16 protein-coding genes are annotated in these 14,056 nt (G+C 63.5%); all 16 read right to left on the bottom strand.

Annotated elements, in window-relative coordinates:
* Positions 1–98: 98 nt before the first annotated feature.
* On the bottom strand, positions 99–335 hold the full coding sequence (locus tag A6V37_RS33455; RefSeq protein ID WP_242665800.1) for a hypothetical protein: 237 nt from the start codon (positions 333–335) through the stop codon (positions 99–101).
* Between the two features lie 93 nt (positions 336–428).
* Complete coding sequence (locus tag A6V37_RS33450; RefSeq protein ID WP_064267922.1) at positions 429–800, bottom strand: DUF6697 family protein; 372 nt, start codon at positions 798–800, stop codon at positions 429–431.
* Between the two features lie 433 nt (positions 801–1,233).
* Positions 1,234–1,938, bottom strand: a complete 705-nt coding sequence (locus tag A6V37_RS33445) for a phosphatase PAP2 family protein (protein ID WP_064267921.1) — start codon at positions 1,936–1,938, stop codon at positions 1,234–1,236.
* A gap of 423 nt (positions 1,939–2,361) precedes the next feature.
* Positions 2,362–2,895, bottom strand: coding sequence for a type II secretion system protein (locus A6V37_RS33440; protein WP_100249385.1), 534 nt, complete (start codon positions 2,893–2,895; stop codon positions 2,362–2,364).
* Positions 2,896–2,990: 95 nt separating this feature from the next.
* Positions 2,991–3,380, bottom strand: coding sequence for a type IV pilin protein (locus tag A6V37_RS33435; protein ID WP_064267920.1), 390 nt, complete (start codon positions 3,378–3,380; stop codon positions 2,991–2,993).
* Positions 3,381–3,389: 9 nt separating this feature from the next.
* On the bottom strand, positions 3,390–3,935 hold the full coding sequence (locus A6V37_RS33430; RefSeq protein WP_064267919.1) for a type II secretion system protein: 546 nt from the start codon (positions 3,933–3,935) through the stop codon (positions 3,390–3,392).
* Between the two features lie 3 nt (positions 3,936–3,938).
* On the bottom strand, positions 3,939–6,215 hold the full coding sequence (locus A6V37_RS33425; RefSeq protein WP_064286786.1) for a secretin N-terminal domain-containing protein: 2,277 nt from the start codon (positions 6,213–6,215) through the stop codon (positions 3,939–3,941).
* Complete coding sequence (locus tag A6V37_RS33420; protein WP_064267917.1) at positions 6,216–6,851, bottom strand: hypothetical protein; 636 nt, start codon at positions 6,849–6,851, stop codon at positions 6,216–6,218.
* Positions 6,848–7,414 (bottom strand): hypothetical protein, encoded by a 567-nt coding sequence (locus A6V37_RS33415; RefSeq protein WP_064267916.1) that lies wholly within the window; start codon positions 7,412–7,414, stop codon positions 6,848–6,850. The genes A6V37_RS33420 and A6V37_RS33415 overlap by 4 nt, the downstream gene beginning before the upstream one ends.
* Positions 7,411–7,974 carry a hypothetical protein gene (locus tag A6V37_RS33410; protein WP_064267915.1) on the bottom strand — a complete coding sequence of 188 codons (564 nt, stop codon included), beginning with the start codon at positions 7,972–7,974 and terminating at the stop codon, positions 7,411–7,413. Before A6V37_RS33410 ends, A6V37_RS33415 begins: the two co-directional genes overlap by 4 nt.
* Complete coding sequence (locus A6V37_RS33405; protein WP_064267914.1) at positions 7,971–8,903, bottom strand: hypothetical protein; 933 nt, start codon at positions 8,901–8,903, stop codon at positions 7,971–7,973. The genes A6V37_RS33410 and A6V37_RS33405 overlap by 4 nt, the downstream gene beginning before the upstream one ends.
* The gene (locus A6V37_RS33400) at positions 8,884–10,638 is read right to left on the bottom strand and encodes a GspE/PulE family protein (RefSeq protein ID WP_064286785.1); all 1,755 of its coding nucleotides are present in this window, start codon (positions 10,636–10,638) and stop codon (positions 8,884–8,886) included. The genes A6V37_RS33405 and A6V37_RS33400 overlap by 20 nt, the downstream gene beginning before the upstream one ends.
* A gap of 18 nt (positions 10,639–10,656) precedes the next feature.
* A complete protein-coding gene (locus tag A6V37_RS33395) occupies positions 10,657–11,859 on the bottom strand; it encodes a type II secretion system F family protein (protein WP_064267912.1) in 1,203 nt (400 codons plus the stop codon).
* A gap of 79 nt (positions 11,860–11,938) precedes the next feature.
* Positions 11,939–12,388 carry a type II secretion system major pseudopilin GspG gene (gene gspG / locus A6V37_RS33390; protein WP_064267911.1) on the bottom strand — a complete coding sequence of 150 codons (450 nt, stop codon included), beginning with the start codon at positions 12,386–12,388 and terminating at the stop codon, positions 11,939–11,941.
* Positions 12,389–12,554: 166 nt separating this feature from the next.
* Positions 12,555–13,244 carry a response regulator gene (locus A6V37_RS33385; RefSeq protein WP_064286784.1) on the bottom strand — a complete coding sequence of 230 codons (690 nt, stop codon included), beginning with the start codon at positions 13,242–13,244 and terminating at the stop codon, positions 12,555–12,557.
* 36 nt (positions 13,245–13,280) lie between these two features.
* Positions 13,281–13,913, bottom strand: a complete 633-nt coding sequence (locus A6V37_RS33380) for an SCO family protein (RefSeq protein WP_064267909.1) — start codon at positions 13,911–13,913, stop codon at positions 13,281–13,283.
* Positions 13,914–14,056: the final 143 nt, after the last annotated feature.

The following is a 14,056-nucleotide window of genomic DNA, read 5'->3' as shown; positions in this document are numbered from 1 at the left end:
AAAAACGCATCCTTGGCGTATGAGCGATCTCTGCGCTTCGCGCGGTTCTCGCATCCCATACACCTCGGCGTGTTCCTAAAAGCGCTTGCATCAACCGCCTACGAGAAAAATGCGAATGGCAGGATGGCCGCGATATAGACAGCGATCCCGACCTTGGCAAAACCCAGGCTCATTGCCAGCAAGGCGATCATGCTCGCGGTGACAGCCAGCCTGAAACACCAGCGGCGCTGATTCTGACGGGCAACGATGATGCGTCTGTACCCACCCGTTGCGTCCACACCTTCTGTCGCGTCCTTGAATTGACGAAATCTCAACCGAAGCATCACGCGCCCCACTTATTTGATCATTAGATTCTGTCAGCAACCGCATAAAAAATTTCTAAAAGTGGAGAGGCGCGACCGGCCACCCCTCCACCAGGCGTGCGCAAGCTAGCAGCGGTTCATCTTGATGACGCGCGCAACTTGCCCAACGGTGAAGCTGCTGTTTTGCGCATACGGCGCGCAGTCAAGCGGCGCGGTCAGTGATTCGCTGACGGAAAAATGACCCACGTAGCGAAACGAATCAGTTTCGAGCTTGATGAAAACAGGGATCGCCCCGCCCTGCCTTGCGAGCGCTTTTCCAGCGGCACGCGCTGCCGCACCGCCGTTGCAGATGATGATGTCAGGCGCTTGCGGGTTGAGATCGGGCCGCAGGCAGGCCGCTACGACCTTGCCATTCTTCGTTGGGAGAAAAGCCTGCTTGCTGCCGCCGCAGACAGTGTGGATGTACTCGCGTGTATAGTTCTTGTTCATTTCAAACATGATGGACCTCTAAGGAATGCATAGAGCGACGTTGATGCGTATAACAATACGGATTGCTAAGTATACAAATCCGATTTGCCAAAAAAATCTGAATGAATTGTGTGCCCGCGCAGGCACGCCCCTCCGAACGCGGGCGAACCCGGCATTCAGGTGGCGCTAAACAAGATGCACGGAAGGTTACTGCGGCGCGCACCGTCTGCCTGCTGGCAAGACGGCGGCTGGGAGAATGGGCACGCGGACGTCCTGCCGGTCAGGCAGTGAGGTTATTCGACGGTCGACGACATCGGTTATTCATGACACCCGTTCCCGGTTTGAGGTTGCGGCTATTGTAGCGATCCCAATCCCGGCGCCAAGTAAAAAGGTGATAAAAACCGACTCGGCGTAGTTCTCAAAGCACGGGTGCATTAAAGCGCTGGCGGAGCATCGACGGACCTTAGCCGTGGATAACATGCCGAACGATAGATTGCGCGAGGATGCGTGGTTCATCGAACATGGTCGCGAGTTCGAACAGAACAACGAACAGGCCGGCATACGACACTCTCGGATACCTGTCGATCAGCCGCACGATGGCCGGCGCAAATAGCTCCATGACCGGTCTGCGCGTGACAACGCAGGTCACGCAAACGCCGAGGATCAGGCCTGCCAGAACGTCGCTCGGGTAGTGCAAGCCCAGATAAACGCGCGGAAAACAGATAAGAACGATGCATTGCAGCAGCGCGAGCACGCCCATCCATCGGGAGACGAGAAAGATGCCCATCGCGACGGCGGCCCATATCATGGCATGGTCGCTGGGAAAGGAACTCCAGGTTCGAAGAACCGCTTCCGGCGTGGGCGCGATCGGAAATGTCAGGTGCAGCGTGGGATCGTAGAGCGGCCTCTCGCGGAAGGGCAACCAGGAAGCGAGAATCCGGCCAACGAAAAGGGCCAGCACACCGCTCAGGATCGTGGCAACCACCATTTCCCGTTGCCACTGCCTGCGCTCGCTCGTGTCGAACCAGATGGCGCACAGCATGGCGAGTGGCAGAACACCCTTGAACAGGTAGAAGTCCGCGACGAGCCTGACTGCGTGGCTGAGCGTCTCCGAGCGCATTGCACCTTGTGTCGCGATGGTCAGGAGTGTCGTGTCGAAGCTGTTCATAGTCTGGATTTGTATTTGGCTTTGGCGGGGCACGTTGATTGACGAATCGCCTCCCACGCGGCGGTGACGGCCAGTTGTAGCGGAGCGTGCATTGAACGCCATGCGTCTGCCCGTCAGATGGTCAGATGAACGGACAGAACTGGAGCGCCTCCAACCCGAGCCATTAAGGCACTTCGCGTTTCGTTAATATGTGTGCTTGCGCACGCAGGTCCATCAAATTGTCACAGTCGTCAGCAAGCGCTGTGCCTGTCCGCAATGTTTGTGCCCGGCGATCGCCGCGATGCCGAACAGGCAGTCCCGGAACGCGTGACGCTGACACGCAAGGGATGCGGCGTGCTTAGGGCCGCGGCCGGCCCGAACCGAATTTACCGCCTCCGCATTTGCGGTAAGTTCTCCCGCGAAGTAGCGCACACCGCCGGCACATTATCGAAGCCGTCCCATCGAAAAACCGCCCACGTCATTCTGAGGGTTAAGGTTCAGCACCGGCAACCGGGGTGCCGAAGTCGCGTCGTTTGTCACGCTGGCGGGCGTGTTGCGCAGCCCTGGCGCCAGATACACGAATCGCCACCCGCCGTAAGTCTCTTCCTTCTCGAACTCCACGTAACGCAGCGGAAATCCCGTGCGCTTGATCGTCTGCGCGCCCGAGCTGCTATAGACACCAAAAATGCGATCGCCCTGCAGCAGGAACTGCCAATCGGTCTTGCCGGTGACCGGATCCGGATAGGCCTGCCGCAGATGATGCATCGGCACCGCAAAGCGCGTGTCGTTCATCAGATCGTCGACCGACGTCGGGTACGCGCGGCCGACGCGGTAATAGCGCGCGATCGCTTGCCGGTATTGATCGCCGACGAACAGCAGCTGCTTCTCCTGCTCGCGACGCCGCTCCAGCGACCAGACGTCGAGCGCGCCCGCCAGCGCGATCGACATGAGCATCAGCGCAATCAGAAGCGCCAGCATCACGAGCCCGCGCTGCCGCGCAGGGCATGGCGCGATTCTCTGCCTTGCAGCCCGTACGCGGCGTACGCAGCCCCCCGCCCGGCACGCGCGGAGACTCACTTGACCGCCCCTTCCGCATCCGCCACCCGCCCTTGCGGACTGCTCGCGGGCGCGACGTCGTAGACGCCGGTCTTGGAGTCGTCGGGCGAGGCGATCACGGCCCATTTGTCGTCGCCGTTCACCGGGTCGACCGGTACCGAGCGCAGATAATGCTTCGCCACCAGTTCATCGAGCGTGTCCGGATACTGGCCGTTGTCGCCATAATATTTGTCGATCGCATCGCGCATCACCGCGACGTTCTGCTGCCGTACCTGCTCCTTGCCGCGTTCAATGCTGTGCATATAGCGAGGCAAGGCGATCGACAGGAGCAGGCCGATGATCGCCATCACCACAACCAGTTCGATCAGCGTAAAGCCACGGGATCTGAGCGTACGAGCGGTTTTCATGTTGCACCGTCACCATTGTTTGTACGGAACGCCGTTGATGCCGGTCCGCTCGGATTTCGACGATACGTCGAACACGTCCTTGCCGGTCCGGTCATTGACGAGTGCCGTGCCGGCATCGGTGCCGTCCGGCGGTATCCCATAGGCGCGCACGTTCCACGTGTCTTCCGCCGGCGTGTCCGCGTCGCCGATGAAGAACGGATCGCGCGGCACGTGGCGAAGGAACATCAGCAGGCTGCCTTGCGGATCTTTCGCATTAGGCACGCCTGTCACGAGTATGGTCAGCGACGGCGGATAGCCGGATGCCTCCGCCTCCTTGTCGATCAGACCCATATCGCTCGATTCCTTGTAGGCGTCGAGCGCCGTGCGGATTTCGCGCAGCGCGCTGCTCAACTGCTGCTCCTTCTGGCGCTGCACGATCAGTTCGGAGAACGGCATGACCGCAAGCGCGAGGATGGACACGAGCGCGAGCGTGATCACCAGTTCGATCAGCGTGAAGCCACGCTGATCGAACTGGCTTGCGCCACGCAGGCGGACAGTGTTCCCCGGTTTGGCCACGGCTCAGTACCCGTTCTGAATCGAGCGAAGCGGGTTATCGCTCGGCATGTCACCCGGCGGCATCTGCAGAATCGGCGGCGGGGACGGCGGCGCTGCGGGTGCCGGTGGGGGCGCGGGCGGCGGTGCCGCGGCTGCCGCATTTGCCCCACCGCCCTGCTCCGCGTCGCCCGCGCTTTGCTCCGCTGCTTGCTGCGCATTGGGAGTTGGCGCGGCCGGTGCCGGCGTTGGCGGTGGCGCGGTCGGCGTCGGCGCAAAGCGACCCCCGTAGGGCAAGGGCGGCGGCGTCGTGCGCTGCGGCGGAGGCAGTTGCCCAAACGATCCGGTCGCGGGCCCCGGGGTTGAACTGCTTGCCCCCGCGCCCGACTGTGCGGCCCTGGCGCTCGTCGTGCCCCCACCTACGCTGCCCGGCAGCGGCTTCGCGGCCGGTGCGCCTGGCACCGCGGCGGCGGCCATGACGGGATCGAGCCGAAGCTGGTCGGCGTGCACGTTGACGTCGGTGCCGGACCAGACTTCCTGCGTGTCCACATCCGCGGAGAGTTGCGGCCGTACGATTTGCGGCGTGATCTGCAACACGATCTCGGTCTTCGTATGGTCGCCGTTGTGATCCGAGAACAGGCGCCCAAGCACGGGCAATTGTCCGAGACCCGGCACCTTGTCCGCCGAGCGGCGGTCCTCGTCCGAGATCAGGCCGCCGAGAATCTGGCTCTCGCCGTCCTTCAGGCGCAGGCTTGTCGAGGCACTGCGCGTTCCTATCTGATAGGCCAGCGAGCTCAGGCCGGTCTGCGAATTGCCGCTCTGGATCGTCTTGGTGATGTTGCTCACTTCGAGATTCAGTTTCATGCCGACATCGCCATCCCGATAGACCTGCGGTTCCACTTCGAGTTTGATGCCGACGTCGATGTACTGAATCATCTGTGTGTACGACGGACCGCTCGTGCTGGGTGTGCTGGAACTCGAAATCACCGGCAGCTTGTCGCCGATCAGGATGCGGGCCTTCTCCTTATTGCGTGTGCGGATGCGCGGGCTCGCCAGCAGATTCGCGTCGGTATCGGTGAGCTTGAAGTTCGCCGTCGCGGACAGGCCGCTGACATTGAACGCGTTGAGCGGAAGATGGTGCAACGCGCCCCATGTGTCCGCAGTGGACGGGGTGGACATCGTGAACGAGTTCGGCCATTCGATCCCGAGATCGGACAGGCGCTCGTGCGAGACTTCCAGCACCTCGACTTCGAGCATCACCTCGGGCTCCGGCAGGTCCTGGGCGGCAATCATCTCCTGCGCCACCTTGATGGTGTCCGGGGTGCCGCGGATCGTCACGGTATTCGCGCGCTCGTCGATCACCACCTCCTTGATTTTCAGGAGGCTCTTGAGCAGTGACTGGATCTGCTTGGCTTCGACGTTCGACAACTGGAAGGTCCGTACCTTCAATTCCTGATACTCGAGCTGCTTGGCGGGCGTTGCCGGGTAGATGAACAGCGTGTTCGCGTTGAGCTGCTTCTTGTCGAGCTGGTTCTGCATCAGGATCATGTCGACCGTGTCCTTCAGCGAGGCGTTCGTCACGAAGATGGTCGTCTTCAGGTCCGCACGAACGTCACGGTCGAAAATAACGTTCAATCCCGAGGTGCGCGACAACGCTTCGAACACCATGCGTACGTTGGCGTCGCGAAACTGCAGCGAGACCGGCGTGCGCATGATCGACGATTCGGCGAGCTGCTCTTCCTTGTTCATGCGCTGCTCGTGAATCTTGTCGTCGATTTCCTTTTGCAACTGCAACGCCAGCGTGCTGGTCGGATTCGTCAGCAGCACGCGGTGCACGCGGTCGGCCGCCGGTCCATACGAGCCGCGCTGCATCATGCGGTCGGCTTCCTGCAGCGTGGTGAGGTCCCGCCGGTCCTGGTCGATCAGTGCGCCGATCTTGCGGCCGCGTTCGCTGGTCGGATCGATCTGGCTGGCCGCATAGAGCTTCTGGATTGCCGCGTCGAACTGGTAGCTCTTGCGGAACTCGTCGGCCTGGTCGAGCAGCGCGTTGACCTGGGCGTTGCGGTCGTTCAGATAGTTGAGTTTCAACTCGGCGTCGGTCGGGGCCTCCTGCCGGGTCGGAATATGCATGCAACTGCTGAGGGCAAGCATGGAGACGGCGAGCGCAAGCGCGCGTCGCGTCATACCCGCAGAGCCCTCCCAGCCGGCGAGGCGCGGCGTACAGCACGGCACCGGGGGCGAGAGATGGATCGATGGGCCGCTGTCCCCTTTGCGGCTCGCATCCCCGTTGCGTGAGGTTGTCATTTACTTTGCCTCTCTTGGAATGGATACAGCCTGAGTCTGGTTAAGCGGCAGATAGGTCAGCACCACGTCGGACTCCGACACCGACTCGATTCGGTATTGGTTGTCGACGACATCCCCCGGTGAAACGACCAGCAACTGGTCGCCGTTGCTGAGAAAAATCTGCGGCTTCGCCGCTTTCGCGTCCAGCTCACCCAGGTAAGTGAACGGCACTGGCGGCGCCGTGGGTGCTGGCGCGCGTACCTCGGGCACGACCGGCACCTCGACCGGCGGCGGTGGCGGAAGCCATGAGGAGGCGGCGAACGGATTGTTGTTCGACTCGACGGACAGCGGCGCGCGTAGGGAAACCAGCCTGGCGTGCGGCGTCGGCGCGCTTGCCGGTGTTGCGTGGGCAGCGCTCGTGTGCGGTGCGGAACCGGGCGCCGGCGCCGCCGCATGAGTGGCCGTGGGCGCAGTTGATGATGCGGGCCGCAAACGCATGGACGCCGGCTGCGCGCGCCAGTCGTCGAGCCGCTGGCCGTGGAGCGCGGCTAACGCCATTGGCGTCTGGGGCGCAGCGATCTGCGCGCGATAGCCGATGCTGGCGGCGGCGATCCCGCAGATCGTCAGCAGCACGGGTTTGACGAGAGCGGAATTCATGGCTGCGCAGTCCGGTAGATCAACTCGAAGCGGACTCGCGCATCGAGTATGTTGCCGTCGACGGCAGGCCGCTCGACGTGGATCGCCTGCAGGGCCGCATTGGGCACATTGTTCAGGACTGCGGCCAGAAACCGGCGGATCGCGCTGTACTGATCCTTGACAGGCAGCAGCACCTGATACCGCGTAAAGGGTGCTCCCGCTTCAGTCGTCACCTGATATTCGGCGGAGCCGAGCGTCAGATTGCTCTCGTGAGCCTGCGCGAAGATCACCGCGATGTCGTCCGCGCTCTGCGTGAAACCGGGGAATAGTGCCGGCAAGGTATCGAGCGCGACCGCATCCGCCACCGCGCTGCGTTCGTGAGTGGCGTGTTGCGCGCCTGCCGTTCGCGCCGTTCGTGCGGGAACCAGCGCGTCGTGCGCGCCGGATTCGACGCCAGGCGCGGAGACGGTCACGATGGCCGCCGCACCGATCAGCAGCGCGCCGAGCAGTCCCGGCAGGCCGAACGTGCGCTGCAACTCGAAGCGCAACGTCAACAGCCTGTCCTGCAACTGGTCTGCTTTCATGATTTCCTCCAGACAGCAGTGATCTGGAAACGCACCGGTTTTCCGGGCACGTTTGTCTCGATCAGGTGATCGTTGAGCACGGCTTCGCGCAGCAGCACACTGCCCTGCAGATACTTCAGGTACGCGATCATCGCGTCGAAGTTCTTCGCTTCGGCGGTGATGCGGATCTGGCTTTGCGCGGGGTTCTGATCGATGCCGATCAGCGCGACATCGTGATCCGGATAGTCTTCGACGATCGAGAACAGGTCCTGCCAGGGCACGGTCAGTTCGCGCAGCACCGACTGACTCTGTTTTTCCGCGAGCTTCGCCGCCGGCGTGAGCGGCGCCTTGACGACATGCCGGCTTGCGATGGCCTGCTGCCGGATCGCGTCCAGTTGCGCCTCTTCGCGCTCGTTTACCGCATGGACATGCCAGAGCCGCACGCCGCTTGCGAGCACCAGCACGGCGGCCACGCACAGCAGGATCACGCCGCCCATCGGAGGCAGAGCGCGGCGCCGGCTGAAGTCGAGATCGAGGCGCTGGCTGAGCTCCAGGCCGGGTCGTGGGATTCGCGGGATCATTGCGCACACTCCATCAGCCGATGCGCGCGCGAGGCGTGCGCCGCCGGCGCGAGCTGGACCGCCGCCGCGAAACGTGCTTCGAACGGCTCCAGCTCCGTGCCCGCTCCAACCAGATAGAGCTTGCAGTCTTCGTGCTTCAGGTTCGCGCGGGTCGCGGAGCGCTCGAACAATTGCTCCGCCAGTTCGGCGAGCCGGGATGCGTCGGCGGCATCGCCGGGAAAGAGGCGCTGTGCGTCGTACGCAACCCAGCGGTGCTGTTCGACCATGACCGCCTGCATCAGCTCGTCCGCGACGAACAGCAGCAGCCCTTCATCGCTCACGGCTGAAGCGTCGATACGATTGAGCATCTCCGGAAGACCGAGCCTCAGCCGGCTAATGTCGACCTGTTCGGCCGTGCTCACGTCGTGGATGCTGTCGTGAAGCGCGCGTGACATCGCGCTCGCGAATAGCGCTCGTCCGCCGCGCTGCACGCTGAAACGCACGATCAGCGATTCGCCGGCGATCCCGTACGTATCGGCGAAATGGGCCAGCACGATCTCTTCGAGTTCGCGGGCGCGCAGCGTGCGGAAGTCGCCGCGCAAGATCGCGTGATTGCCCCAGAAGTCGTCCAGCACCATGCAGGCGCTGCGTTTTTGCGCACTCGCGGCTGGAATGGGGGCGGCGGCGCGCTGGGCGCCAACATCGGCTTCGGTGATCGCATCGGCGGTGGCAGGCGTGGCGGCAAGCGCCGCGCGCAGTGCATCGAGCAGGCCCGCTTCAGTGCAGCAGTACTCTTCGGGAATCGCCACGCTGGCAGGCTCGACGGCGGGCACCGACGCCGACGCGGGCGCCGGCCGGCGCAGGCGTATCAACCAGGGCACACGGGCACCGACAACGATCTCTCGCGTGCTCGCTCCGATCGCAACCGGATTATTCAACCATCGTGACACGGTTAATCTCCTCGAGAGTCGTTTCGCCGCGCTTCACGAGCTCGACCGCGGCGGCGCGCAGCGACTGCATGCCGTAGCGGAACGCCGCCGCCTTGATCGCCCCAAGCGGGGCGCGCTCCGACAGGAGTTGGCGCAACTCGTCGTTCATGCGCAAGGCTTCCGCGATCGCGCGGCGTCCGCGGTATCCGCTGCCGCGGCAGGCCGCGCAGCCCGTGCCGCGACGAAACAGATAGCTGCCGGCGGTATCGGGCTCGATGCCGGAGCGGACCAGCGTGTCGGCGTCGACGGAGTCATCGGCCGTGCAATCCGGGCAGCACTGCCGCAACAGACGCTGGGCGACGACGCCGTTGAGCGCGGACACAAAGCTGTAGGGATCGACCTCCATGTTGGTGAAGCGGCCGATCACGTCGAAGACGTTGTTCGCGTGCACGGTGGTGAACACCTGGTGGCCGGTCAGTGCGGCCTGCACGGCAATTTGCGCGGTCTCCGAATCGCGGATTTCGCCGACCATGATCTTGTCCGGGTCGTGCCGCAAGATCGAGCGCAGTCCGCGCGCGAAGGTCAGTCCCTTCGCCTCGTTCACCGGAATCTGCAGGATGTCGCCGAGCTGATATTCGACCGGGTCCTCGATCGTCACGATCTTCTCGAGGCCGTTGTTGATCTCGGTGAGAATCGCGTAGAGCGTGGTCGTCTTGCCGCTGCCGGTCGGCCCGGTCACGAGCAGCATCCCGTAGGGCATCGACGCGACCGAGCGCATGAAGCGCGTATCGCCCTGCTGGAAACCCAGGGCTTCGAGCGTCAGACCGCCGGAGGCTTGCGACAGCTGATAGCGGTCGAGTATCCGCAGCACTGCGTCTTCGCCGAACTGGTTCGGCATGATCGACACGCGGAAGTCGATATCGCGGCCTGCGTACTGCGCCTTGAAGCGCCCGTCCTGAGGCACGCGCCGCTCGGCGATATCGAGCTCGGAAATCACCTTCACGCGCGACAGAACCTGATCCGCGACGTCGCGGCCTTCGACGCGGCCCACCACGGTCAGCACGCCGTCCACGCGGCACTTGATCATCAGGCCGTTGGCGCGGCATTCGAGGTGAATGTCGCTCGCCATCATCTTCAGCGCGTCATAGATCGTCGAGTTGAGCAGCCGCACCACGGGGCTGTCGTCACTGCTGATGCCCTGCAGCGTCAACGCGAGTGAAGCCGGATCGACTGCGTTCTGGATCGGGTCGTCGAACGCGAGCGAGTCCATCGCCCGCACGTCTTTTTCGCGCACGGCCAGATATGCGCTGATATCTCCGGCGCTCGCGAGCGCCCAGCGGTAAGGTACGGTCGGCCGGGAACGCATGCGGTGCTCGACACTGCCGCGCGTGCGCGCATCGAGCGGATCGGCGATCACGAACAGCAGACCCTTACTGCTGCGGGGAGTGGCGTCCGTGCCGCTTGCACCGTCCGTGTCGCGAAAGCACACGCACAGACGCGTGGTGGCTTCGACAAATGGAATCACGTCGAAATCGGGTTCGTACTGATTCAGCTCACGCATGCTGATCGGCTTCATGCGGAATTGCGCCGCCAGCCGGGCGCACATGTCGTCCGCGCTCAGCGCCGTCTGCGTCATCAATTCCTCCAGCGCACGAATGCCGGAACCATGCCGCTCACCGAGCGTTCGCAATGCGTCGCGCAGATCGACGCGCGGTTCGGCATCGAGGCTGGCCGGAGTCGTGCTGACGGTATCCACGTCGTTTCTCCCGGAGGTCTATTGAATGCTCGAGGCGATTTCGAAGATCGGCATGTACATCAGCACGACAATGCCGCCGATCACCACGCCGATAAAAATCATCATCGCGGGTTCGATGAGGCGCGAGATCAGGTCGATCGTGCGCGACACCTGCGCCTCCTGAAACGCGGCGATTCTGTCGAGCACCGGCCCAAGGCCGCCGGTCTTCTCCGCGACGGTCAGCAGCCGGTAGGCAATCGGGTTGGCAAGACCGCCCTGCTGAAAGGCGTCGGAGATCTTCGAGCCGTTGCGCACCTGTTGCAGCGCGTTCGCGAGCGCGGTCTGGTCCGCGCGGCCGACCAGACCGTGCGCCAGATCGAATGCGCGCACCGCGGGAATGCCGCCGTCGACCAGCATGGCGGTCGTGCGATAAAACTGTGACTGGCGAAACACGCGGAAGTGTTGCCCGATGCCAGGCAGCGCGAGCATGCGATCGGTGATCCAGTTGCGCACCGCCTGCCTGCGCAGCGCGACGCCGGCCGCTACCGACACCACGGCGAGGCCTATCCCCAGCGCCGCTCCGTTGGCGTGCACCATGCTGCCCCAGGCAATCAGCAGGCGTGACAGCAGCGGAAGCTCGCGCCCGCTGTGCTCCAGCAAAGTGGCGAACCGGGGGACGACAAAACCCAGCAGGAACAGCACGACCGCTGCGCCCACCAGCAGCAGGACCGTTGGATAGATCGCCGCCGACACGACGCGCCCGCGTAGTTCGTGAAGCATCGCGCTATTGCGTGAGTAACGCGTGAGGCTGTCCGCGAGGCCGCCGGTTTGTTCGCTGGCTTTCACGCAGGCCACCAGCACTGGGGGGAAAATGTGGCTGAAGTGCTCGAGCGCCGCCGAGAGCGACTGGCCCTCTTCCAGCAGGCGCAACAGATCGCGGTACACCTGGGCCGAACCCTCGCGGCGCTCGTTGCCGCCGAGCGTGCGCAAGGCATCGACGACACCCACGCCGGCATCGAGCAATGCCGCTAACTCGCGCGCGAACAGTTCGACGTTGAACCTGGCGCCGGGCAGCGCCGCCCAACTCTTGCGCTGGCGCCGCCGTCCCGCGTCGGCGCGTACCGAGACGACCCGCAGGCCACGCGCACGCGCAAGCGACGCCGCGGTCGAGGAAGAATCGCTGTCGATACGGAGCGTCTGAACCGCACCGCTGGTATCGAAGACACGCAACACGTACTTCACGTCGACTCTCCTTGCAAACAACCCACTACCCCACTACCACGCTACCCGCCTTGCGTTCAGGCAACCACGCGATGTACCGCTACCACGAGGAGACCGTTGTGTTCTCGCCGGTACCGCCACCTCGTCCATCCTTGCCAAGCGAGAAGAGATCGTAGTCGCCATGTTCACCTGGGGAACGATACTGGTAGGGTCGATCCCATGGGTCGGCCGGCACGGCCTTCGCCAGATACGGCCCGCTCCACCGCGTGGCATCCTGCGGCTTCGTGATTAGCGCCTGCAGGCCTTCTTCGGTGCTGGGATAGTTGCCGACATCCAGCCGGTATTGATCGAGCGCCTGGCCCAGCGAAACGATCTGCGCGCGCGCGATCTTCGTATTCGACTTGCCGACCTGTTCGAAATAGCGAGGCGCAACGAGACCGGCCAGCAGGCCGATGATGACCATCACCACGAGCAGTTCGAGGAGCGTGAAACCGCGGCTGCGGCGCCGGTTCGTTTCAGGGCAAACACACCGCTGCGGACACCCGGGCATGCCGGGCCTGATAGAGGACAATTCGCTGTGCACGGCTCCCCCTGTATCGACTCACCGCTTCGGCGTTGCCGAAGCCGTTGAATCCATTCTTGTTCAGGTCGATACGGGCAAGAAGTAGGGAGAGCCGTCCAAAGACATGGGTAAAGACCCTCCAGTTGTGAGGGTCCTATAGGGAGGGACGGCGAATGTGTTCCTCGTCCGGCCGTGCCAGCACACCCATTTCGATGGCGATACGCACGAGGTCGGTCACGTTGGTGATACCCAGCTTTCGCATCAGGCTGGCCCGGTGTTTTTCGATGGTTTTCGGGCTGAGATTGAGGCACTCGCCGACCTGCCGGTTGGTGTGCCCTTCGACCACGAGCCGCAGCACCGAGCGCTCGCGGCCGGTCAATGCGTCCCATAGATGCGCTTTGCGCGGCGCGCCGGGAGCAAGCACGGTTGAACTGGACCACTGCCCCCGAACGTCGAGGCTCGTGTTGCGCTTGCCTTGCATGACGAGCCGCATTTCACTGACGAGGTCTTCGAATGATGCGTCCTTGACCACATAGCCGTCCGCGCCCGCGTCGAACGACTCTCGCACGTGTTCTTCGCTGCGGTGAATGGTGAGGACGATGATATGGATCTGCGGCGCGCGGCGCTTGATGGCCGCGATCGTCTCGAAGCCGCTGCCGCCTGGCATCGACAGATCCATCAGGATCAGATCGGGCATCGTCGTAATCGCAAGGCGGTAGGCCTCGAGCCCGTCGCCCGCCTCGCCCACGATGCTGAAGTCGTATAGTTCGGAGACCATACGGCAAAGCGCGCTGCGCAATAGATGCTGATCCTCCGCGACCAGCACGCGATGCCGGGTTTCCAATTTCGTCGCTCCTGACGGGGCCGCGCGCGGCTAGTTCTAATTGGACGCGACGGCGTCATGGTAGGCGCCCAGCAGGTCCGCCGGCGTCGCGAAGCCGTCGATGCGCAGCCACGGCTTGCCGGGCGCCGCGCGCACGAACGTAACCGGCGTGTGGTTCATCTTGTCGCCGCGATAGACGTTAAAGGCGCGTTGCGCCGCGATACTCGCCGCGACGGTGCCGGTGTAGTGCTGCCACTCCGGGCCGGCATCGAATTTCGCCGCGTAGGTTCTGAGGCGCGCCGGCGTGTCCTGCTCAGGATCGATCGAGATCGACACGATGTGCACCTTGTCCCGCTCGGCGCCCAACTGCGCTTGCAGCCTCTCGAGCGTCTGGCTGACCATGGGACAAATCGTGGTGCACGTGGTGTAGATGAACGTGAGGATCACCGGCCGCCCGTCGTTCAGTTCGTCGGGCAGCGAGACTGTCTTGCCGTCGTCCCTGACGAGCTTCACGGCCGGCAACGTGTACTCGGCGGTCGTGCGCATCGTGCCCGGCATCATGTGATGATGCATATGCATGGCGGCGCTATCGTCGGCGTCCGCGGCGGACGCGCACCATGCCGCGGGCCCCGTTAATCCCGCGCCGGCAAGCAGGATCGCGCCAAGCAGGAATGCGTTGGTTGTTCTCATCGCTGCCTCCAGTAGTGGCCAGCAAGGTTCGGTCGCGCGACGTCACGTGCAGGTCACGTCGACCGTGTGGAAAGGCGCGCCACCTTGCATGTTCAGTCTCATGAATTTGCGCACGATCGTCATTGGATAACAGCCCCCAAAGC

Origin of the sequence: Paraburkholderia ginsengiterrae, from assembly GCF_001645125.1 — a bacterium.
Taxonomy (GTDB): domain Bacteria; phylum Pseudomonadota; class Gammaproteobacteria; order Burkholderiales; family Burkholderiaceae; genus Paraburkholderia; species Paraburkholderia ginsengiterrae.
The sequence above is the reverse complement of the archived record's forward strand: the minus strand, read 5'-3'. Positions and strand labels throughout refer to the sequence as shown.